The sequence below is a fragment of the Pseudomonas sp. RL genome, assembly GCF_000647775.1.
In the GTDB taxonomy this organism is placed as follows: domain Bacteria; phylum Pseudomonadota; class Gammaproteobacteria; order Pseudomonadales; family Pseudomonadaceae; genus Serpens; species Serpens flexibilis.
In genome coordinates this window covers 1-22,775 of sequence record NZ_JBOY01000009.1, presented here as the reverse complement: position 1 = coordinate 22,775, position 22,775 = coordinate 1, and the positions used below count along the sequence as shown (strand labels likewise).

The following is a 22,775-nucleotide window of genomic DNA, read 5'->3' as shown; positions in this document are numbered from 1 at the left end:
GCCGTGGCCGAGAAAAAACTTAACCCACTGTCCGGGATGGGTTGACCACTACAGCACTTCATGCCGGCCGACAGGAGTTACGGCCAAACGTAGGGGCAACGCTTTCCCTGTCCACCATCGCGCCGGCAGCCACACGTAGGGTGGACAACGCTTTCCTTGTCCACCAACGCACCGGCACAGCGCGCCTGGCAGCCAGACGTAGGGTGGACAACGCTTTCCTTGTCCACCATCGCGCCGGCACGGCGCGCCTGGCAGCCCGCACGGCCGTGCTCAAGCCGGCCCAAGGTTGGGCTTTTGCCACTCAGGCATTACCATGCCGCCCCTCCGATGGCTGTTAAAGGACTAACCCGCCATGCAGTACCCGCAGATCACCCATCACGGCGCCCGTGAGGGGGTCACCGGCTCCTGTCACCAGTTGCACATGGATGAGCAGCATGGACTGCTGATCGACTGCGGCCTGTTCCAGGGTGCCGAAACCTCGCCTGAGGGCAAGGCCGGCGCCGACAACCTCACACTCGATTTCCCCCTCGACGGCATCCGTGCCCTGGTTGCCACCCATGTGCACATCGATCACGTCGGGCGCATTCCGTGGCTGCTGGCCGCCGGCTTCAAGGGGCCGATCCTGTGCAGCGAGCCCTCGGCCAAGCTGCTGCCCATCGTGCTGGAAGACGCCTTCCGCCTCGGCGTCAGCCGTGATCAGGCAAAGGTCGAGCGCTACCTGAAGCTCATCGAGCAGCGGCTGATCGCCTTGCCCTACAACACCTGGTTTACCCTGGTGGACCAGCCGCAGCTGCACGCGCGCATCCGCCTGCAGCGTGCCGGCCATATCCTTGGCTCGGCCTACGTGGAAATCGACCTGCATTACCCGCAGCGCAAGCACCGCGAGCGGGTGCTGTTCTCCGGCGACCTGGGCGCATCGCATGCGCCCTTGCTGCCCGCGCCCAAGCCGCCGTATCGCGCCGATACCCTGGTGATCGAAAGCACCTACGGGGACCGTCTGCATGAGGATCGTCGCGGCCGCCGCCGACGCCTGGAGGCGGTGATCGAGCGCGCCCTGGCGGACGGTGGCAGCGTGCTGATTCCGGCGTTCAGCATCGGGCGCACCCAGGAGCTGCTGTACGAACTGGAAGACATCATCCATCGCAAATCCCGGCAGAGCGCCCGCGTGGAACCGGATGCCCCGCCCGGTACTCCAATCGATTGGCCGCAGTTGCCGATCATTCTCGATTCGCCGCTCGCCAGTCGCTTCACTGCAGCGTATCGAGAGCTGCAGCCCTTCTGGGACCAGGAAGCCTTGCGACGTGTCCGTAGCGGGCGTCGTCCCTTGGGGTTCGAGCAACTGCTCACTGTGGACAGTCACACCGAGCATGAGCGTATGGTTCAATACCTGACCCGTACCGCCCGGCCGGCCATTGTCATCGCCGGTAACGGCATGTGCTCGGGCGGGCGTATCGTCAATTACCTGAAGGCCATGCTCGGTGATCCGCGCCACAACGTGCTGTTCGTGGGCTACCAGGCGCGCGGCACGCCCGGCAACGCCATTCAGACCCACGGGCCGCGGGGTGGCTATGTCGATCTGGATGGCGAGCGCATCGATATCCGTGCCGGCATCGCCACCCTGGGTGGTTATTCGGCCCATGCCGACCAGCGCGGCTTGGTCAATTTCGTGACGCGCATGCGGCACTGGCCCTCGCATATCCGCCTGGTTCATGGTGAGCCCACCGCCAAGCAAAAGCTGGCCGAAGCGCTGACGGCCAAGTATGAGCTGCGTCAATCCAAGGTGAGGATCGTGACGCAGTAGGCTTTTTATAGGGTAGAATCCGCAGCTTTTCAGCGGGTCTGTTTGCGTTCCAGGAATATCCCCACGCGGGATGACAAGGTGTATGGATATGAATGCGCTTCAGGACACGGGAGCTGTGACGGGCCAACAAGCCGCCTGGTACCTGGTCCATTGCAAGCCCCGCCAGGACGAGCGCGCTGAGGAGCACCTCATGCGACAGGGCTACGCTTGCTACCGCCCCCGTCTGCAACGGGAGCGCCTTGTTCGGGGTCGCCGCCAGAGCGTGGTGGAATCCCTGTTTCCCGGCTACCTGTTCATCCAGCTGAACCCAGAGTCCAACTGGTCGCCGCTGCGCTCCACCCGGGGTGTCAACCGCCTGGTCCGCTTTGGCGAGTACCCGTTGCAAGTCCCATCCAGCCTCATCGACTCCCTTCAAGAGCGCACCCCGTCCGAGCCGCAGCCGCTGCTGCAGCCCGGCGACCGCGTGCGCATTGTCGAGGGCAGCTTTGCTGAGTTAGAGGCCATATTCCTGAGCATGGATGGCGAAGAGCGCGTGGTGCTGCTGATGAAATTGCTCAACCGCGAACACAGATTGAGCCTGCCGCTATCCAGCGTGCGTAGAGACTAACAGCGCCTGTTAGTAGGCGAGGGGCACGAATACTCCCTCTCCCCTTGTGGGAGAGGGCCGGGGAGAGGGGGCAACCCCTACCCAAAGCCAAAAACACGGCGGCACGGCTCTTGCCTGTCACCGCCGCTTTGAAAATGCGTCCTGAGGAAGCCGACGGTAAATCCTGGGGCGGTAGCGTGCCTGAAAGCATGCGAAAAGGTTCTGGGGGTCACTCCACACAGCCTAAGAAGAGCCAACCAGTACTAACGGGATGATGTTCTCCATGATTCGTAAATGCCTTTTCCCCGCCGCCGGTTACGGCACTCGTTTCCTGCCGGCAACCAAGGCAATGCCCAAGGAAATGCTGCCGGTGGTGAACAAACCGCTGGTTCAGTATGGCGTTGAGGAAGCGCGCGATGCCGGCCTGACCCAGATCGCTTTTGTCACGGGGCGGGGCAAGCGGGCGTTGGAAGATCACTTCGACATCAGTTATGAGCTGGAGCACCAAATTCAAGGGACAGACAAGGAACACTACCTGAGCGGCGCGCGGGAGCTGATCGAGCAGTGCACCTTTGCTTACACCCGCCAGGTAGAGATGAAAGGGTTAGGCCACGCCATCCTTACCGGTCAGCCCCTGATCGGTGATGAGCCCTTCGCCGTGATTCTGGCGGATGACCTGTGTGTGAACCCGGACGGCGACCCAGTGCTGCTGCAGATGGTCAACCTCTACAAGCAGTTTCGCTGTTCCATCGTGGCCATCCAGGAAGTCCCGCAAACGGAAGTCTCCAAATACGGCGTGATTGCCGGTGAGATGCTGCGTGACGACATCTACCGTGTCACCAACATGGTGGAGAAGCCCAGTCCCGAAGCGGCCCCCTCGAACCTGGCCATCATCGGTCGTTACATCCTGACGCCGGATATTTTCGAGCTGATCGCCCAGACCGAGCCAGGCAAAGGCGGTGAGATCCAGATCACCGATGCCCTGCTAAAGCAGGCTCAGCGTGGTTGCGTGCTTGCTTACAAGTTCAAGGGCAAGCGCTTCGACTGCGGCAGCGCTGAAGGTTATGTGGAGGCGACGAATTACTGCTTCGAGCACTTTTACAAGAACGGCAAGTAACCAACCTATGCCACATGTTGTGTAAGCCCATGAAAATCCTTGTGACCGGCGGTGCCGGCTTTATCGGTTCGGCGGTCGTGCGCCACATCATCCGCAATACCTCGGACAGCGTGGTGAACGTAGATGTGCTCACCTATGCCGGCAACCTGGAATCCCTGGCTGAAACCAGCAACAGCCCGCGCTACGCGTTCGAGAAGGTGGACATCTGCAATCGCACCGAGCTGGATCGCGTTTTTCGCGATCATCAGCCCACCGCAGTAATGCACCTCGCTGCCGAGTCCCATGTAGACCGCTCCATTTCCGGCCCGGCCGCGTTTATCGAAACCAACATCGTCGGCACCTACAATTTGCTGGAGGCCGCCCGCCAGTACTGGCAGAGCCTGGATGAGGGACGTAAGGTAGCCTTCCGCTTCCACCACATCTCCACGGACGAAGTCTATGGCGATCTGGAAGGCCCGGAAGACCTGTTTACCGAAACGACCCCCTACGCCCCCAGTTCTCCCTACTCGGCGAGCAAGGCCAGTTCCGATCACCTGGTACGCGCGTGGCGCCGCACCTACGGTCTGCCGACACTGGTCACCAACTGCTCCAACAACTACGGCCCGTACCACTTCCCGGAAAAGCTCATCCCCCTGATGATCCTCAACGCCCTGGAAGGCAAGCCGCTGCCCGTTTACGGCAAAGGTGATCAGGTGCGTGACTGGCTCTACGTGGAAGATCACGCCCGCGCCCTGTACAAGGTGGTCACCGAAGGTCAGGTCGGCGAGACCTACAACATCGGCGGCCACAATGAAAAGCGGAACATCGACGTCGTCCACACCCTGTGCGACCTCCTAGACGAACTCCGCCCGCTGTCAGTCTCCTCGGCACCTGTGGGAGCGGACTCGTCAGCGATCAGCTCCTACCGCGACCTGATCACCCACGTCGCCGACCGCCCCGGCCACGACCTGCGCTACGCCATCGACGCCAGCAAGATCCAGCGTGAACTCGGCTGGACACCCGAAGAAACCTTCGAATCCGGCATCCGCAAAACTGTGCAGTGGTACCTGGGCAACCCCGAATGGGTCGCCCGGGTAAAAAGCGGCGAGTACCAACAGTGGCTGGAAACCCACTACGCCGTAGCTCCCCGCTCCCTTGACGGGAGAGGTGCCGGAGAGGGTGAGCGTCACCCATGAAAATCCTCCTCCTCGGCAAAAACGGCCAGGTCGGCTGGGAGCTCCAACGCTCCCTGCAGCCATTGGGCACGGTCATCGCCCTGGATAGGGCAGGCGAAGGCGGTCTGGTTGGCGACCTAAGCGACCTGGCTGGGCTGCGCCGCACCATCTGCGATCTGCGCCCCGACGTAGTTGTCAACGCTGCTGCGTACACCGCCGTCGATAAGGCTGAAAGCGAGCCGGCACTTGCACGGCGCATCAATTCGGAAGCCCCTGAAGTCATTGCCCGGTGTTTAGCGAAGCACGGTGGCTGGCTGCTCCACTACTCCACCGATTACGTATTCGATGGCAGCGGAGAGCGCCCCTGGAGCGAAGAAGACTCAACAGGGCCCCTGAATGTCTACGGCCAGACCAAGCTGGAAGGCGAGCAGGCCATCCAGGCCAGTGGCTGCAAGCACCTGGTCTTTCGTACCAGTTGGGTTTATGCGGCGCGCGGCGGAAACTTCGCCAAGACCATGCTGCGTTTGGCGGCCGAGCGAGAAGAACTCAAGGTAATCGACGATCAGGTTGGTGCTCCCACCAGTGCCGAGTTGATCGCTGACATCTCCGCGCACGCACTCCGAAGCGCGTCGAGACAGCCCGCGCTAGCCGGCCTGTATCACTTGGCCGCTACCGGAGAGGTGAATTGGCATGGCTATGCCAGCTACGTAATCGAACAGGCGGCCCGGTGCGGAGGGAAGGTGAAGGTCCGGGATATACTGCCCATCCCCACCAGCGCATATTCAACGCCAGCAAAGCGCCCGATGAATTCCCGGTTGGACGGGCGTAAGCTCTGCGCCGCTTTTTCGCTGACGCTGCCCCACTGGCAGCTGGGCGTTCGCCGGATGCTCGACGAAATTCAAGGAAACTAACGTGAACCGCAAAGGCATCATCCTGGCCGGAGGTTCCGGCACCCGCTTGCACCCGATCACCCTTGGCGTTTCCAAGCAGCTGCTGCCCATCTACGACAAGCCGATGATTTATTACCCCCTGTCCGTGCTAATGCTGGCGGGGATACGCGACATCCTGATCATCTCCACCCCGGAAGACCTGCCCAATTTCCGCAAGCTTCTTGGTGATGGAAGTCAGTTCGGTCTTCAGCTCAGCTACGCCGAGCAGCCTTCGCCGGCTGGGCTGGCCCAGGCCTTCATCATCGGTGAGGAATTCATCGGCTCGGATCCTTGCTGTCTGATCCTCGGCGATAACATCTTTTATGGCCAGCATTTCAGCGACAAGCTGCGGGCGGCCACCAGCCGTACGGATGGTGCAACCATCTTCGGTTATCACGTGTCCGACCCCGAGCGCTTCGGAGTTGTGGAGTTTGACGAGCAAGGCCGTGCCATCAGCATCGAAGAGAAACCGCACAAGCCAAAATCCAACTATGCAGTAACCGGCCTGTACTTCTACGACAATCGTGTGGTGGAGGTTGCAAAGGCCATCCGGCCCTCTCAGCGCGGCGAGCTGGAAATTACCGACATAAACCGCTTCTACTTGGAAGACCAGAGCCTGAAGGTGGAAATGCTGGGGCGCGGCTTTGCCTGGCTCGATACTGGTACTCATGAGTCACTGCTGGATGCAGGGCAGTTTGTGCACACCATCGAAAAACGCCAAGGCTTTAAAGTTGCTTGCCTAGAAGAAATTGCGTTTAACAATCACTGGATCTGCGCCGAACAGCTCAAGACGCAAGGCGAATACCTTAAGAAAACTGGCTATGGCCAATATCTGCTGGCATTGCTGAAAGAGTCACTGCCATGAACCTGATCCAAACCGCAATTCCTGACGTTGTCTTGATTGAGCCCACGGTCTATGAAGATGAGCGTGGGTGGTTTATGGAAAGTTTTAATGAGCAACGTTTTCATGCCGGGCTGGAAATCCTAGGCTTGCCGCTACCGCGTTCTTTTGTTCAGGACAATCATTCTCTCTCAAAAAAAGGGGTGCTTAGAGGGCTACATTATCAGCGAGACCCTCACGCGCAAGGTAAATTGGTTCGCGTAATTAACGGCGCTGCGTTTGATGTGGCTGTGGACATTCGTCTAAGTTCACCAACCTTCGGTAAGTGGGTTGGGCATGTGCTCAGTGCAGAGAACAAAAAGATGCTATGGATTCCTGAGGGATTCGCCCACGGCTTTGTCGCATTAGAAGACAAAACCGAACTTTTTTACAAAACGACAAACTATTACGCAAAAAATTACGAAGCATCGATACGATGGAATGATCCAAGCTTGGCAATAAACTGGCCTAGCTCTGAAGTTGCCGTGTCTGCAAAGGATAAGCAAGCAGATTTCTTAAATGAAGCCCTGATCGATAGGTCATAATTTTTAATGGAGTTTTTCGTGAAAACACTGTGCGTGTTTGGCACCCGTCCAGAGGCAATCAAGATGGCTCCCCTGGCTTTGGCGCTGGCTGCGGATGAGCGATTTGAGGCCAAGGTCTGCGTCACTGGCCAGCACCGTGAAATGTTGGATCAAGTTTTGGAGCTGTTCGGAATAAAGCCGGACTTTGATTTGAATATCATGAAGCCCAGGCAGGATTTGACCGATGTAACTGTGGCTATCCTGAACGGAATGAAGCTCGTATTAGAGAAATTCAAGCCGGATGTAGTGTTGGTCCATGGCGATACCGCAACAACTTTTGCCGCTAGTTTGGCTGCTTATTATCGTCAGATCCCTGTCGCTCACGTAGAAGCTGGCCTGAGAACAGGAAATTTATATTCCCCATGGCCCGAGGAGGCTAACCGAAAGCTGACAGGAGCTTTGGCAAATCTGCATTTGGCACCAACGGAAACATCTCGGAATAATCTGCTTCAAGAGGGCGTTAACCCAGGCGCAGTCGTTGTGACCGGAAACACCGTTATTGATGCATTGCTAGATGTGGTCAAGCGGATCGATGAAGACAGCGTTTTGAAAGATAAGGCCTCCAAGCCTTCTAGTTTTCTTGATCCCAATCGAAAAATAGTTCTTGTAACTGGCCATCGACGTGAAAGTTTTGGTGGTGGATTCGAACGTATCTGTCAAGCACTTATTGAAATCGCCAATAAGCATTCAGAAGTGGATATTGTATATCCTGTTCATCTAAATCCTAATGTCCGGGAGCCGGTGAATCGGCTTTTGGGTGGAGTTAGCAACATACACCTCATTGAGCCGCTAGATTACCTCCCGTTCGTATATTTGATGAGCCGCTCTCATATCATACTAACAGACTCCGGCGGAATCCAAGAAGAGGCACCATCACTCGGTAAGCCAGTCCTAGTAATGCGGGACACTACTGAAAGACCCGAGGCTGTTGCTGCCGGCACGGTAAAGCTGGTCGGTACCGAGACTGCCAACATTGTTCTAGCGCTGAATATCTTATTGGAAGATGAAGATTTATATCAAAGCATGAGCCGCGCCCACAATCCATATGGGGATGGCGAGGCATGCCAGCGTATCATAGAAGCCTTATTGGCAGTTCGATAATTCAAATTAATTTGCAATGCCTGTTAAGGAAAAAGAATGTCTTTCGAAACTATCTCTGTTATTGGTCTAGGCTACATTGGGCTGCCAACCGCAGCAGTATTTGCGTCACGCAAGAAGACAGTAATAGGTGTGGACGTTAATCCGCTGGCGGTTGATACCATTAATCGAGGTGAAATCCACATAGTTGAGCCTGATTTGGATATGGTAGTGCACGCTGCCGTAACAGAGGGGTATTTACGTGCGACTACCAAGCCGGAACCAGCAGACGCTTTCTTGATTGCTGTACCTACGCCATTTAAAGGAGATCATGAACCTGATCTTAGCTATATTGAATCAGCAAGCAAAGCCATTGCGCCGGTATTAAAGAAGGGAGACCTAGTAATTTTGGAGTCGACTTCTCCAGTCGGTGCGACAGAGCAAATGTCCACGTGGTTGGCTGAAGCTAGGCCCGATCTGACATTCCCTCAGATGCACGGAGAAAGCTCGGATATTCGGATTGCTCACTGCCCTGAACGAGTTCTGCCGGGTCATGTGTTACGCGAATTAGTACAGAATGACCGCGTCGTAGGAGGTATGACACCAAAGTGCTCTGAGGCCGCAGTCAATCTGTATAAAATCTTTGTTGACGGCGACTGCATTGTTACAAATGCCCGAACGGCTGAAATGTGCAAACTCACGGAAAATAGTTTTCGAGACGTAAATATTGCCTTTGCTAATGAACTTTCTATTATTTGTGACCGCTTAGATATAAATGTTTGGGAGCTGATCCGTCTAGCTAACCGTCATCCACGCGTGAATATATTGCAACCTGGGCCAGGTGTAGGAGGGCATTGCATTGCTGTTGATCCTTGGTTCATTGTAAGTCGAACGCCAGAGGAAGCTCGCCTAATTCGTACGGCCCGGGAGGTTAATGACAACAAGCCGTTGTGGGTACTGGAAAAGATCAAGTTGGCTGTGGCTGACTTCCTGCAGAGGAATGCAAGAAAAACAGCTAAAGACGTCACAATCGCCTGCTTTGGGCTATCGTTTAAACCTGATATCGATGATTTGCGTGAAAGTCCGGCACTGGGAATCACTTTAAAAGTAGCTGAAACTCACCCAGGAACGGTGTTAGCCGTTGAGCCTAATATTAATGCCCTTCCAGGGAAACTATCGCAAAAGCTTACGCTGGCTGACATGGATACAGCAATCCGAAACGCCGATATACTTGTGATGTTGGTAGATCACGCAATTTTCAAAGGACTGGATTTGGATAGATCTTTGCACATTATAGATACGCGAGGCTTTTTTGAGCGGCTTATCCCGTGAGATTAAAGCTTTTCGCTCTTATATGTACTGCGTTTCCCGGCCTGCAGAAGCTTTTACTCGTTGCGGCCGGGATATTGTTTTGGGGTTTAGAGGGCGCCGGCACTTTTTCGGAAGAATTCGCCATCGTTTATTTTTTTTCCTTATTCGCAGCCTTAGGCTATGGCGCAAAGTTATTAAAGGAGCTGCCGAGGCTAACGCCTAAAGAAGGGGTGTTATACTATCGTACCGCTATTGGTAACTGCGTTTTAATGGTTGTATTGCTTATTTCGATATTTTACGTGTTGGATTTATATTTCGAATGGCTTCATGTTGAAGTCACTTACCATCTGTTCTTGTTTAGTGTCGCCAATGCGGTATATCAGCTGTGCAGGCATGCCTATTTGGCACGGAGAGAGTACAGCCAGCTTTTTATTGTCGATACCCTGTTCTTTTTGCTTAGCGTAATGCCAATTGTATTTCTAGATCTTCAAGACTATTTGAAATGGGTTTCTATCAGTTTATGCGCAATGGTTTTGCTAGGGGCTTCATATTCAGCGAAAGGGATAAGTTTTTCGATGCGGTCAGCTTTTGATAAGGAGCCCCTTCAGTTTTCAGTTAACAATATAGCAGGCGGTGGGGTGGGAGCTTTATTGCCAAAAGTAATAGCAATAAGCTGGAGTAAAGAAACGGCAGCGCTCTTTGCGTTCTATTACAGTATTCTCTCTGTTATGAATTTGCTTTCAAGGGCCTTTGTTAATTATAAGATTCCAGAGCTGTCACTGCTAATACACAATGGAGAGTTCCGAAAAATTTTTTTTATAAATGCTAAAAAGTTTAATCTCAAAATAGTCATAGTCTCCTTTTTTGTAGGGATTTTTCTGTATTTGCCGGCCACTTTTATAGTAAAGGTAGAATATTTTTCGGTTTACTCAATAGGCTTTAATTTCTACTGCGCTATTATGGCTTTAGTTGTGACTGGAAGTTTGGGTCTAGTGGATGGGGCCTTCCTTTTCTTAAAAGGCGCGCAAAGGCACAACATTGAGTCAAATTTGATGTTCTTTACCATTTTTGTCCTTATTTCATCTGCAGTCCCGCTCCTGAGCTTAGATGTTTGGGTATATTTGGCCCTAATTGCAGTTGCTAGCTTTCTTAGGGTTTTTTATCTGGCGGGATGTGTCATTAAATACTTAGAGTAGGAGGTTGCGTTGAAGGTTTTGGTTTTTGAGGATCCACGGAAACTTTATGAATTAAGAGAAAACTGGAACCAGCTCTATAGCCGAAGTTGTGAAAATAGCATTTTTATTGAACATGGGTGGGTCTCTTCAGTATGGGAGTCTTTGCCAGCGGAAAAAAGCTTTAGGCTAATAACGGTTTGGAATAAAGATAGTTTAATAGCGGTTTTGCCTTTGGTGATCCTGAAAGAAAAACTAATTTTAGGAATAAAGTTTTCCTTTTTGTACCACCTATGCTGCAGATTCACCGATCATTCTTTAATTTTGCTAGATCCTGGTTATAGCGAAAAAGATATCCTAAAAAAGATCCTTACTGCTCTGCAGGAGATTTCATCTGATGCTGATTTTGTCAAGATAGATAACATATCCTCGTCAAATAAAGTTTCTAGGCTGTTCCTCAAGGGGCTGCGTGATCTCAATCTGCAAAGCCGATACTATGTAAACGTAGAGAATCCTATACTCCGCCTAGATGAGATGGGATCTATCGATGGGCAACAGCTGAAGGATGTCAAGCGCAGGCAAAAAAAGTTAGAATCTCAATTTAAAGTTGAGATTTGTGTTGGTACGAGCATTGACGGCGATTCATGGAGTCGGTTGGTCGAGTTTCATAAAGATCGGTTCGGTGGAGTAGGCTTTTCTTCTGAAAGCGCTCAGGAATTTTATCGGTTACTCATGCGCTCGGGCTTCCCAAAAGAAAATCTCGAGTTCTCATACTTAAAAGTGGACTCAAGAATTGTGGCAGCTCATTTCGGGTTCAGAAAGAATGGGGTTGTTTATTATTACGTTCCAGCGTACGACCAGACTATGCAAAGAGCAGGCGTCGGACAGATACTGATGCTAAATATAATTTTGCATTACTCGAGTAAGGGCTATCAAGTCTTCGACATGCTGAGAGGCTCCGAGAGATATAAGTTTCCGTGGATGAGTGACGAGGCATTCAATTTTACTTTCATCGGGGTCGGGAAAAAGGATTTTTTGAGCAAGTGCATACTTAAATTGTATTTGGCCACTAAGTTGCTGTGATGAATATAAAAAGATTAACCTACAGACTGCTGAGAAGAGTATTTTCAAATAGGAGGCTCATCTTCTTTTTGATGGGCCGCAGGCAACACAATTCCGCTGACCAAGGGGAGCGTACGAGCTTCACTTACATAGAGAATATCTCTGACCTTACGCTGATAGGTGTTCAGCATGATGAGATCTATAGAACGGTAGTAGAGGAGTTAAAGGGGGGGGCGCACACTCTTCTTTTTCTGGATCGCGGACGTATTGTAAATTTTAGCTGCCTTTTATTTGGCGGTGGTTATGTGGGGGAAATTAGGCGACGGATAGTTTTAGATAAGGGAAGTGTTTACATCTATAATTGCTTTACTGCGGAAGAATATAGAGGCCGAGGGTTATATGGTTCCGCGCTTAGGTGTTTGCAGACCCGCTTTAATAACCGCCCCCTCTATATCTGCTGCCTTAATGATAACTATGCATCATTAAAGGTTATTGAGAAGAGTGGTTTTGAAAGGGTTGCAGAGGCTAAATATCTGTCAGTTTTATTCTTTGAGAGCTTAACTGTTGATGGCGATCTGGAACTTATAAGATGAAATTAAGTTTAACGAAGTGGCCGAAAGGGGCAGATGCTGCTTCGATTTTTATGATAGATGACCTGGCCAATATTTATTTCGAAGCTCCTGGTGGAGATTGGGGGGCGAAAGGATTACAAGAGGATGGATTATATCAATTTTTGAAAGAAGAAATCCTTAAAAAATATCCATATGTTAGGTTTACCTTCTTCCTTGTGACGGGCAGGAGGGAGGTGCAAGTACAAGGAGTTTACGATCATGTAGATTCTTGCGAGAAATCGGATTTTGCTAGGTATCTACGCTGGCTAGAAAACTGTGGCCACGAAATCGCTTACCATGGATTAACACACGGAGAGGTAGCGGTTAAAAAATTTGTTCAAGAGTGGGATACATATATATCCCAGGAAGCGGCTGACTCCAAGGTTAGAACTGGAGTAGCACTGTATAATGCTGCCTTAGACCATCAGCCGATGGGAGGTAAATACTGTGGTTATGCCGAAGGAAAATTCGGTCATCGGTCGGTATTAAATAACGGTTTTAGATGGTGGTTTGATCGATGGGATGATGATGTGGCTGTGAGGCCTAGCGGAGAGTGGGTTGATGGAATTCTTTATATGCCATCTAATATCGATTGCTCGCAGTATCCAATATGCATGCTAGGCCGTGTGCCAATATTGAAGTATTTAAAATCAATCGTTGCGAATTTCCGCTCAGGTAGTGTTTTTGAAAAGATCGATAAACTTGTCAGTTCGCGCGGGATTGTTGCTTTGCAGGAGCATACGTCGCCACTTCGGACAGACGGGAAGCGTCAATATCCTAATGTCGTTGATGACATAAATTCTATTAGTGCAATACTTAGTTACTTGTCGAAATACAATATTTGGTACGCTACGGCTTCTGATGTTTACCTATACTCGCTTTTCCGAAAGAACGCTGTAGTCGAGGAGGACATTAAAAATAATCAGCTTTTTGTATTGGTAGACGAAGATGTCGCTAATTTGCTTTGTAAAAGAAATATTAGTGTGAGCTTGAAAGTAAATACGAAAAATTACATAGCTCCCTGTGGTAATGTCAGCGAGGTATATGAGTCGGGCGGTTGCTATTATCAGGATGTTACCGCCAAGCTTCTGAATCGCCCTCTAAATTTAATTAGCGATACCTGATTTCATATGACTATAAGCTCTGGGAAGGTGCTTTTTTATTTGCTGGGTTTTTCCTTCTTTGTGGGTCCTTTCTTTGACTTCTTATCAATATATCTAGAATACGTGGATGCAGAATTTAGCAGAGTGACGCTGATTACAAGAGCCTTTTTTTTAGCTCTATTCTTTATTCTCCTTCTTCTAAAATGGAGAATTTCCCCTGGAACTTGCGTCTGGTTTTTGTATTTCAGCCCTGTCATGTTCTCGGCTGTTTACTTTTCGTTAGGGAGCTATGGTTTCATAGTTTTCCTCGAAAACATTGTTTTAATAATAAAATTCCTCAGTTTTTTCTTGTATCTTTATATTCTCCAAGCTATGGATAAACGAGATTTTGTTTCTTTGAAGAATTTCGTTTATTTATCGCTATTTGTGTATTCGCTTTCAATTATAATAGCAGCTAGCTTCGATATAAGCTTTTTACGAAGCTATGAAGGGGATCGTTTTGGCTATAAAGGTTTTGTTTATGCTCAAAATGAGGCCAGCGCGCTGCTTCTTTTTGGGCTACTTATTTCCGCAGTTGATATTGTTACAACCCAATCCCTCCGAAGTAGAATTTTATTCTTATGCTGTTTTGTGGCTGCCGTGCTTCTTGGGACAAAGACCGGTTTAATCATTCCTTTTTTTGTAATGGCGTTGATTTTTCTATATAAAACGGGGTTTGCTAAGGCTGCGATTTATTCTCTACTCTCATTGCTCTTTTTCTTGGCTGCTGGATACGCTCTAGTTTCGGGGACAAGTTTCTTTGAAGACGCCTTTTTAAGCTCATATAGTTATTTTAAGTACCAATTCGATAACTATGCGGAAGGCAGTATCATTACGCTTTTATTGTCTGGTCGTGATTATAAGGTTGTGGAGATATTCCGAGAGTATGTATTGGGCAACCCATTTTATTTGTTTTTTGGAGGTTACCCGATGGGTCAATACAGCGCAGAAATTGATTTTGTTGATTTAATTCTTTTATTCGGGGCACCTTTGGCCGCTTTGTATTTCCTAAAGTTGCTTTCTGCATTTCGTGCTTGTTCTGGCCCGCTGAGGGTTTTCTATCTGATTTCCTTTTGCATAGTTTTGTTTTTTTCTAACACTGCTGGTCATTTTTTATACTCCGCATTGGTTCTTCCTTATATGGCTTTTTACTGCGTTCAAGGTTTAAATTATGCCAAATAGATCTGTAGTTAGGGTGCTTCATGTAGGGCCCAGCGCCGATTACCCAGGAGGCATTGCGGCTGTTATAAAAAGCTATAAGCACTACGAAAGTTTCTTCATAAAGAATTATGTGAAACTATCTTTTTTCGAAACTCATATTTTTCAAAACCTAAGCGGTTTGTTAGCGTTCGCTTTAGATTTTATAATTTTTTTGATAAAGGCCCCCTTATACGACGCAGTCCATTTTCACGCATCGTCTAACTCTTCATTCTTCAGGAAGTTCTTATTTTTTTTGTGGGCAAAAGCTCTGCGAAAAGAAATATATCTACATTTGCATAGTGGCGGATTTTTTGAGTTCCTCGATAGGTCTCCCACAGCAGAGCGACTTTTTCGTTTCTTCTTGAAAGGCTCAGATAAAGTCATTGTTGTGTCTAATTGGTTTTTACGGCAACTGCAGACTCGCTATCGGGTGGGAGTAAAAGCGGTGGTCATCCCAAACTCTTCTCCAGAGTTTGAAAAACTAGGTGCCAGCCCTAAAGAATTAACGCCACCCCCTTATGTTCTATTTGCTGGGTCGCTTACAGAGCAGAAAGGACTTTTAGATTTAATTGATGCCATGGCGATATTGTGTAGGCGGGGCCTCACAATCCGATTGGTCTGTGCCGGGGAAGGAAATATTGATTTCTGGAAGAAGTATGCTTTGGCACGAGGCGCTGAAGATGTGCAGTTTTTAGGATGGGTGACAGGGGAGGCCAAGGCTGATTTGTATTTGGAATGTTCCATCTTCTGTTTGCCAAGCCATTTCGAGTCATTTGGCATCTCGGTTCTTGAGGCAATGCTTGTGGGGAAACCTGTCGTCTGTACAGCTCTTGGGGGGTTGTTGGATCTGGTGGAGCCGAATATCTCAGGTTTTTTAGTGGAAAAATCGTGCCCGATGCAAATAGCGGATTGTATTGAGCGGCTCATTAAAGATCCTTCCTTGGCGGTTCATATGGGTAGAGAAGGTTACTTTAAGGCGTTGAGATCTTTTTCATCTGAAAGTATGATGGAAAAGACTTTGTCTATCTATAAGGATTTTTAATTAGGTTGGTTTTTATGGTAACCACTGAATTGAATGACAGGGTTCTCGCTGAGCTTCGATCTAACGATTTTTCTGGATATGATCCCTATGATTTTTTAAATAGTATCCTTTTCAAAAGAACCTTTCTATCGAAATCATATTTTGCAAGATTGGCTTGGATACAATTTGGAAAGTTGTCTCCAGTTAATTTTCGCCCCCTTTTTTTGGTTCCAAAGAAACGCAATCCTAAAGGGATTGCAATAATTATCTTGGGGCTTTTGGAGGATTACCGTAGATCAGGTGATAAGAGCTATCTAGCAGATGCTAATGAATTGGCTGCTTGGCTACAAGCGCAGTGCTGTGACCGTCAAGAGTGGAAGCATGCGTGCTGGGGTTACCACTTCGATTGGCAAGCAAGAGCCTTTTTTGTCCCTACGGGCAAACCCAACATAATTACCACAACCTATGTGGCTCGTGCGCTATTTGAATTAGGTGAACTAACTTCAAATGAGGAAATGTGTTACCTGGCTCTAGACTCGGCTCGTTTCATTTCAAAGTTCTTGTATATGGAGTCGGATAACCGCTGTTTTTTTGCTTACATACCAGGCGAAACTGCATTTGTGCATAACGCCAGTCTATGGGGCGCAGCATGGTGTGCCTTTGCTGGAAAAAAACTTGGAGATGAGTGCATTGTTAATCAAGCACTTTCCGTCGCGCGTCAATCGGTAAGCGAGCAATTGGCAGACGGCTCTTGGGTCTATGGCACCCGCCACCATCATAATTTTATCGATGGATTTCATACCGGTTATAATTTAGAGGCGCTTTGTTTGCTGCGAGACGCAATACAAACTGGCGAGTTCGATAGTTGTATCTCTAATGGTTATTCTTATTATGTGAGAACATTTATCTCAGATGATGGGGTGGTAAAGTATTATGATAATAATGTTTACCCAATTGATATGCATAGTTTTTCCCAGGCGATTTTAACCTTGCTTAAGGTTGGCGGAAAGCAGGACTTCGTCTTGTGTGATAGGGTGGTTGAGCGAGCGGTTCAATTGCTTTTTATACCTGGAAAGGCTAGATTTTTTTATCAAAAAACACGTTGGATAAGAAATAGTATTAACTACACGCGCTGGACTCAGGCGTGGGGATATTATTCGTTGGCCTTCTTTAATCGATTTCGCGTTGAGATGGAAAATGCGCAGGATTAAACTTTTAGATTGCCCGATGGATGTAGCGAGCATGGACGAAACGGTTGAATCAATCAAGGATTCGGTAGCTGATGACCGTTTTACTCAGCATGTTGTCGTAAATGTCGCGAAGTTAGTCAATATGCGCACTGACTCCCAGTTGAGGGAGTCGGTGCACTCCTGCGATATCATAAATATTGACGGAATGGGTGTGGTTTTAGGGGCTCGAATTCTTGGGTTTTCTGTGCCTCAGCGGGTAGCCGGGATTGATCTTTTTCACGAGCTGCTTCGTATGAGCGAGCAGAATGGCTACCCGGTATACCTTTTAGGGGCTCAAGCAGAGGTTCTAGAAGAAGCAGTGCAAAAGATCAAGGTTAGCTATCCTAATTTGAGAGTCGCAGGGCATCACCATGGTTATTTTTGGGAAAACGAGGAGGCGGTGGTGGAGGACATTCGATCCTCGGGTGCCAAGTTATTATTTGTTGCAATTACTTCCCCCAAAAAAGAGAACTTTATTAATCGTTGGAGAGATAAGTTGGGTGTGACGTTTGTTATGGGGGTTGGAGGTACCTTTGATGTCGTTTCTGGAAAAATAAAGCGTGCTCCGCAATGGATGCAGAATTATGGCTTGGAGTGGTTCTATCGTGTTCTTCAAGAGCCAAGGAGGATGTGGAAGCGGTATCTGGTGACAAATGCAAAGTTTTTTGGTTTGGTCATCAAAGAAAAAATTCGTCAGACTCTCCGCTTTTAGACACGGGTATAAGCACTATGGCTCGTGAAGCTTTGTCTGCCATTAAGCGAGAGGGGCTTATGGGCGTTATTCAGCGGTATGATATGAATCCTTCTTTGTCTAGGTGCTGGGTTTGGATCTTAGCTTTCGGTATATTTGTACAGGTGGCGGGCGAACTTTTTAATAATGATGGGAGTCGTCACGCTGTACAGATGTATATCTGTCTTTTTGCCCCTTCTTTAGTTTTGCTAATTTGGCAGCGATTCGCATTGTATTTGTGGGGAAATATATCCGGCTTGATATTTTTTTCTATGCTTTTATGGGTTTTTTTTCATGGAGTTATGCATCCTGGCTCTCAAGGGGGGGGAGGGTATTGGTTCAAGGTTTCTCTACTGATTTGTTTATATGTTTTTTCAGTGGCAACCTTGGTAAGGCGCACTTCGAAATTTAACTTTTTTTTGCTGTTTTTGGTGGCGATTGTCGCTTTCTTTGCTTGGTGGACTATTTACTATCAGTTTGGTGTGCTGGATAGGAAGTTTGAATATAACGCAATGCGCTTTGCTGATCGTTTTTCAGAGCTGGGCTGGAATGGCCTTGCGGATTTTAAGCATCCAGTAGTTGCTGGTCTTTATTTTGGTGTATTTGCTGTTGTTATCATTTATTTATTTGTTGGGTCTAATATAAATGTATTTCAGGGTTTTTTTCTTGCGTTGGCTGCTGTTGGGACTTTTGGTTATGTAATGCTCAGTTTTACCCGTGGCGCTTGGTTTGCTACGTTGGCAGGAATTATTTTGTTATTAATTTTGTTCCCCAATCGTAGGTCTAGATATTTAATTTGCCTGGTCGGGCTCTCTCTGCTAGTTGCTCCTTTTGTTTTTTGGAATGAACTTCAATATGAAATGCTGCGAGGGGTCAGTGGGCGAGATACAATTTGGCGGAGTTGGTTTGAGCGCCTTCCCGAATTTTGGCTTTTTGGCGCTGGAGCGGGCGCTAGCTTTAATTATGTCTTTGATTATGATAGTGGAGAATATCCTGTCTGGCATGCGCATAACTTTTACTTCCAACTTTGGTATGAATATGGAGTATTTGGTTTTGCGTTATTTCTTTTGCTTGCTGCGAGTCTCTTGGTTAAAGGGTGGCAGTGCAGAACGTTGCCACTTGCTAGGCTAGGGCTTGCATTGATGGTTTATGCGCTGGTAGCGATGATTACGGATATTGATTCAGTTTTTACTCGCCCTTCACCTTGGTGGGTGGTCGTGTGGGTCCCGGTTGGAATTTTACTGGGCATTCGACAGCCCGAAAAACAGAAATCCGATACCGGATACGCAACAGTGGCGCGCTAGACGGAGCGAAAGCAGCGAGCCGCCTGCAAAAGCGGAGATTTTCTTCGCTAGAAGAATTACCATTTGCAACCCAGCGTTTCGTACCTCCTTAAGGTTTTACATGGACATGAGATCCACCCCAAGCTTCCAGCCAACCTTTGCTGAGCGCTATCCGGTGCCTTTGATCGTTGCATTGGTAGAACTAGGCTTGGTCATATTGGCGAGTCTTCTGGCTCACTACCTGCGCTTTGGTTCATTCGACATGCCGGGGCGCTACAACACTGCGACTCTCATTGCCGGCATTGTGGTGGTCGCCTGTCTGGTTTTTACAGGCGTGTATGGCTCTCACCGGGGTAAGCCCTTCTTCTCCCAGTTCGTACGTTTCTTAACGGGGTGGCTGGCAGCTGCAAGCATCTTGCTTGCCCTAACATTTTTTCTGAAAACGTCAGATACCTACTCTCGTATCTGGTTCGCCTACCTGTTGGCGTTCGGAATGGGGCTGACGTTTGTGATGCGCCTGGCGATGTACGTGTTCTTGCGCCAGGTGCGGGCCGGTGGGCGTAACCTTAAAACGGTACTGCTTGTGGATTCCGGCGGCGGTACGTTTAAGTCGGACCAGGAATCGGCGCTACGGCTACAGGGTTTCAAGGTGGTCCGCCGCTTGCCCTTTCAAGAGGACTCAGGCTGGCTAGAGGAGCTGGTTGATGCAGTTCAGGATGAGCGTGTTCATGAGGTGTGGCTCTCGCTTCGCATCGAGCAGGGCAAGGCCTTACCGGACATCATGTACGCCCTGCGCCACAGCACCGTTGGGGTGCGCATGTTCCCGGACTGGGGCGACTTGCCGCTGTTGAACCATAAGGTTTCTCACATCGCGGGCTTGTACTCGCTGGATCTCAGTTGCACCCCGATGGATGGTCCGGCGCGCTTCATCAAGCGCACCGAGGACATCATCATTGGCGGGCTGATCAGTCTGTTGATTTTGCCGGTCTGCGTGGGGATCGCTATCGCGGTCAAGGCCACGTCGCCCGGGCCGGTGGTGTTCAAGCAGTACCGCACAGGCATCAACGGCAAGAAGTTCAAGGTGTATAAGTTCCGCTCGATGGTGGTGCACCAGGAGAACGGTAACGGCGTCACCCAGGCGAAGAAAAACGATGCACGGATCACGCCGATCGGTGCATTCCTGCGCCGCACCAGCCTGGATGAGTTGCCGCAGTTCTTCAACGTGCTGCAGGGGCGCATGTCGCTGGTGGGCCCGCGTCCCCATGCGTTGGCCCACAACGAGTATTACAAGGATATGGTTGAGTCCTACATGCAGCGCCACAAGGTGAAGCCGGGCATTACCGGCTGGGCGCAGGTGAATGGCTACCGAGGCGAGACGGACACCCTGGACAAGATGCAGAAGCGGGTGGAGTACGACCTTTGGTACATCGACAACTGGTCGTTGTGGCTGGATTTGAAGATCATCTTCCTTACAGTGTTCAAGGGATTTATTAATAAGAACGCTTATTAAATTCTGTAGGAATAATCCGAACGGATGGATTCGACACCATGAAAGTTTTGATCCCCATGGCTAAGCGTTACGAACTTTTCGATGCCGCTTGGGGGCTGATTGCAGATCTGGTTTAGCCCCGCGCATAAGATCGGGCGACTTGGAGGTGATGCGGGCTTGACGCTCAACGGCATATTCTAAGTTCTGCACTCGGGCGCGGCCTATAGAGATGGGAGCGTCCGAGCACTTTCATGAGCGGTTTCAGGAAGTTAAGTTGATTTGGATATCTAGATAATTGACTCGACAGCGTTGAAAGCAACCCGTGCTCTTCTGCCGCCGGGAAAAAATTCACCGAGAAAGGCCAGCGACACCTCGAATGTTCAAATGGTACTGGATCAGTTAGCGTCCCTCACGCAAGCGGGGGTAGCCCCGTTTGCGCTGCTGCTTGCTGGCAGACAAGGGTTGCTATGCCGAGTACTGCGGCGATATTGCAACCGTATCAATGCAGCCTGCTGCCGACCATGAAGCGCAAGGCCAAGCTGTGTTTACTCCGGCTTTTTGATCCAAGGTAGCAGCAACGCAAAATTATCGAGCGAGTATTTTGCTGGCTGAATGAGAGCTGCCGGAGCGGCACTCGCTACAATAATTTAGCAAGAAGTTTCGTCGCCATGGCCACCTGGGCTCGCATGCTGTGGTGTCTCGGGCAGTCGTTTCCGTTCAGAAGCTAGTAATTGCGAGAGAATTAGATTGATTAATTTTGTGCAGGTCTTTCGTGCGGTAGCATCAGTACTGGTTGTGATGTATCACTCGAAGGTTTCATATAACTCTTATGTGAGAAGTTTGGGTTCTTCCGACTTGGTGGTTGGTAAGGGCTTTATAGATTACTTGGGGAGTTCTGGGGTTGACTTTTTTTTTGTTATTAGCGGATTTGTTATAACCATAACATTTTTCCGGCGCATGCTTTTTTCGGCAGATAGTTTGCGGGATTTTATTGTTAAAAGGTTAATAAGAATAGCGCCGCCGCTATGGATTGCTATGGTTTTTCACTTTGTTTGTATATTGTTGTTCGTTGGCAATTACAGTTTTAGTTGGCAGAATATATTGGCGTCTTCGGTTTTCTTGCCGTCTTACAACGCTTATTCGCAAGCCCAACCTTTCTTGGTGGTTTCGTGGACCCTTAACTTGGAGATTTTCTTTTATTTTAGTCTTGCTTTTTCAATGCTTATTTTTAGGGCGTACGCCTTGGTTTTTTTGGCGGTTTTATTTTCGATCCTTTCCGCCCTTTGGTATGCTTGGGGTGAATTGAATATAATGCAACAAGTTTATTTGAATCCGATTATTTTGGAGTTTTCATTTGGGACATTTGTGGGTTGGCTATACTTAAAAAATTACCTTGTTAGGCCAGGTGTTGGTTGGATTTTGCTAGGTTCTTCTGTTTTGGCAGTAATGACAATTTCTTATTTTGGGTTTAGAGGTGATGGCTATTTAGGGCGTGCGTTGTCTTACGGGCTGATTTATTCGGTTATCTTGTACGGTGCTCTTAGCGTGAATAAGGATACTAGCCCTAAAGGTATTATTTTTGCCATAGGCGACGCATCTTACAGCTTGTATCTGACGCATATACAGACTCTTATTGTCGCAAAAAGTTGCTTTTTGTTTTTTTATGAAAAATATGGCGTGATTTTATTATACGAATATGCGCTCGCGATAATGGTTTTAATTAGCCTGACTGTTGGTTTGTTGTTCCATAGGAAGATAGAGAGGCCGGTGACGAGAGAGATTAATAAGTTGTGGGGAAGGATGCATGAGTTGAAGAAGGGAGCTCTGCAAAACGCCGACTTACTCGCCAAGCGTTCCCATGAAGCAGGCGACCTTCGCTGGCTCCGACTACGTAGATAAGCGCCAACAGATCCGCAAGGAACTGTGCCAATTGAAATGGTGAGTAAGTCCGCGGCAGGGGCCGATTAGCCGGGCTGTCCGAAGTGCGAAGGTGGGCGTCCGTCAAACGGCCATGCTGGGTGCGGCATCTGCTGCAGAGCTGGTTCGGCCGCGGCCTTGAACTTCCTGGCCGCTTTGGCGCGCAATCCTTGCCGTCGCATCGAGGCAGCAACCGTCTTGCGATTGCAGGGCAACCCCGCGTCCCGCAGGTCATGGCAAAGCCGTGGAGCTCCGCTGCGGCCTTTGCTTGCGCTGTAGGCCTGAGCGACTCGCTGATCCCGTTCGGCCCGTTGCTGATGGCGTGCAGAGGGGCGGCGTGAGCACCAGGCGTAGAAGCCGCTACGAGCGACGCCCAGCACACGGCACATGGCTTTCACCGAAAACTGCGAGGTGTGGGTTCTCATGAAGGCGTACTTCACTTGAGGCTCTTGGCAAAGTACGCGGCGGCCTTTTTTACGA

The 22,775-nt window shown here is 49.4% G+C and carries 20 protein-coding genes and 2 pseudogenes; 21 read left to right on the top strand and 1 reads right to left on the bottom strand.

The genetic code is table 11. The features are described 5' to 3' along the window. Positions 1-352 precede the first annotated feature (352 nt). From AS93_RS0102635 to AS93_RS20060, 21 genes and pseudogenes are all read left to right on the top strand, one after another. Complete coding sequence (locus tag AS93_RS0102635) at positions 353-1,801, top strand: MBL fold metallo-hydrolase (RefSeq protein ID WP_027589141.1); 1,449 nt, start codon at positions 353-355, stop codon at positions 1,799-1,801. Positions 1,802-1,889: 88 nt separating this feature from the next. Beyond that, entirely contained in the window at positions 1,890-2,408 is a 519-nt protein-coding gene (gene rfaH / locus AS93_RS0102630) for a transcription/translation regulatory transformer protein RfaH (protein ID WP_051587314.1), read from the top strand. A 262-nt stretch (positions 2,409-2,670) separates the two neighbouring features. Then, positions 2,671-3,504 carry a UTP--glucose-1-phosphate uridylyltransferase GalU gene (gene galU / locus AS93_RS0102625; RefSeq protein WP_027589139.1) on the top strand — a complete coding sequence of 278 codons (834 nt, stop codon included), beginning with the start codon at positions 2,671-2,673 and terminating at the stop codon, positions 3,502-3,504. A gap of 29 nt (positions 3,505-3,533) precedes the next feature. Next, on the top strand, positions 3,534-4,679 hold the full coding sequence (gene rfbB / locus AS93_RS18605; protein WP_051587313.1) for a dTDP-glucose 4,6-dehydratase: 1,146 nt from the start codon (positions 3,534-3,536) through the stop codon (positions 4,677-4,679). Next, the gene (gene rfbD / locus AS93_RS0102615) at positions 4,676-5,569 is read left to right on the top strand and encodes a dTDP-4-dehydrorhamnose reductase (RefSeq protein ID WP_027589138.1); all 894 of its coding nucleotides are present in this window, start codon (positions 4,676-4,678) and stop codon (positions 5,567-5,569) included. The genes rfbB and rfbD overlap by 4 nt, the downstream gene beginning before the upstream one ends. A gap of 1 nt (position 5,570) precedes the next feature. Next, positions 5,571-6,452: a glucose-1-phosphate thymidylyltransferase RfbA gene (rfbA, locus tag AS93_RS0102610; protein ID WP_027589137.1), complete on the top strand. Its 882-nt coding sequence runs from the start codon at positions 5,571-5,573 to the stop codon at positions 6,450-6,452. Then, positions 6,449-7,012: a dTDP-4-dehydrorhamnose 3,5-epimerase gene (gene rfbC, locus AS93_RS20100; RefSeq protein ID WP_027589136.1), complete on the top strand. Its 564-nt coding sequence runs from the start codon at positions 6,449-6,451 to the stop codon at positions 7,010-7,012. The genes rfbA and rfbC overlap by 4 nt, the downstream gene beginning before the upstream one ends. 6 nt (positions 7,013-7,018) lie before the next feature. Continuing rightward, entirely contained in the window at positions 7,019-8,152 is a 1,134-nt protein-coding gene (wecB, locus tag AS93_RS20095; protein WP_081798195.1) for a UDP-N-acetylglucosamine 2-epimerase (non-hydrolyzing), read from the top strand. A gap of 36 nt (positions 8,153-8,188) precedes the next feature. Beyond that, positions 8,189-9,460, top strand: a complete 1,272-nt coding sequence (wecC, locus tag AS93_RS20090; RefSeq protein ID WP_081798194.1) for a UDP-N-acetyl-D-mannosamine dehydrogenase — start codon at positions 8,189-8,191, stop codon at positions 9,458-9,460. After that, a complete protein-coding gene (locus tag AS93_RS20525) occupies positions 9,457-10,635 on the top strand; it encodes a hypothetical protein (protein WP_155956098.1) in 1,179 nt (392 codons plus the stop codon). The genes wecC and AS93_RS20525 overlap by 4 nt, the downstream gene beginning before the upstream one ends. A 9-nt stretch (positions 10,636-10,644) precedes the next feature. Next, the gene (locus AS93_RS20520) at positions 10,645-11,694 is read left to right on the top strand and encodes a GNAT family N-acetyltransferase (protein ID WP_155956097.1); all 1,050 of its coding nucleotides are present in this window, start codon (positions 10,645-10,647) and stop codon (positions 11,692-11,694) included. Further along, entirely contained in the window at positions 11,694-12,266 is a 573-nt protein-coding gene (locus AS93_RS20515) for a GNAT family N-acetyltransferase (RefSeq protein WP_155956096.1), read from the top strand. Before AS93_RS20520 ends, AS93_RS20515 begins: the two co-directional genes overlap by 1 nt. Further along, entirely contained in the window at positions 12,263-13,408 is a 1,146-nt protein-coding gene (locus tag AS93_RS20510; protein WP_155956095.1) for a hypothetical protein, read from the top strand. The genes AS93_RS20515 and AS93_RS20510 overlap by 4 nt, the downstream gene beginning before the upstream one ends. A gap of 6 nt (positions 13,409-13,414) precedes the next feature. Continuing rightward, positions 13,415-14,608, top strand: a complete 1,194-nt coding sequence (locus tag AS93_RS20080; protein WP_081798192.1) for an O-antigen ligase family protein — start codon at positions 13,415-13,417, stop codon at positions 14,606-14,608. A 109-nt stretch (positions 14,609-14,717) separates the two neighbouring features. After that, entirely contained in the window at positions 14,718-15,668 is a 951-nt protein-coding gene (locus AS93_RS20075) for a glycosyltransferase family 4 protein (protein ID WP_162172910.1), read from the top strand. Positions 15,669-15,682: 14 nt separating this feature from the next. Next, positions 15,683-16,858, top strand: coding sequence for a hypothetical protein (locus AS93_RS18595; RefSeq protein WP_037008427.1), 1,176 nt, complete (start codon positions 15,683-15,685; stop codon positions 16,856-16,858). Positions 16,859-16,889: 31 nt separating this feature from the next. Continuing rightward, positions 16,890-17,588, top strand: a complete 699-nt coding sequence (locus tag AS93_RS0102590) for a WecB/TagA/CpsF family glycosyltransferase (RefSeq protein WP_275451964.1) — start codon at positions 16,890-16,892, stop codon at positions 17,586-17,588. A 17-nt stretch (positions 17,589-17,605) separates the two neighbouring features. After that, positions 17,606-18,910 carry an O-antigen ligase family protein gene (locus tag AS93_RS20070; RefSeq protein ID WP_081798191.1) on the top strand — a complete coding sequence of 435 codons (1,305 nt, stop codon included), beginning with the start codon at positions 17,606-17,608 and terminating at the stop codon, positions 18,908-18,910. Between the two features lie 100 nt (positions 18,911-19,010). Further along, positions 19,011-20,399, top strand: coding sequence for an undecaprenyl-phosphate glucose phosphotransferase (locus tag AS93_RS0102580; RefSeq protein ID WP_256214675.1), 1,389 nt, complete (start codon positions 19,011-19,013; stop codon positions 20,397-20,399). A gap of 56 nt (positions 20,400-20,455) precedes the next feature. Beyond that, positions 20,456-21,106: pseudogene (locus tag AS93_RS20065) on the top strand (IS5/IS1182 family transposase). Between the two features lie 31 nt (positions 21,107-21,137). Then, complete coding sequence (locus tag AS93_RS20060; protein WP_081798190.1) at positions 21,138-22,277, top strand: acyltransferase; 1,140 nt, start codon at positions 21,138-21,140, stop codon at positions 22,275-22,277. A gap of 152 nt (positions 22,278-22,429) precedes the next feature. Here AS93_RS20060 and AS93_RS20055 read toward each other — a convergent pair. Then, positions 22,430-22,775, bottom strand: a pseudogene (locus AS93_RS20055) (IS3 family transposase); the annotation flags it as partial.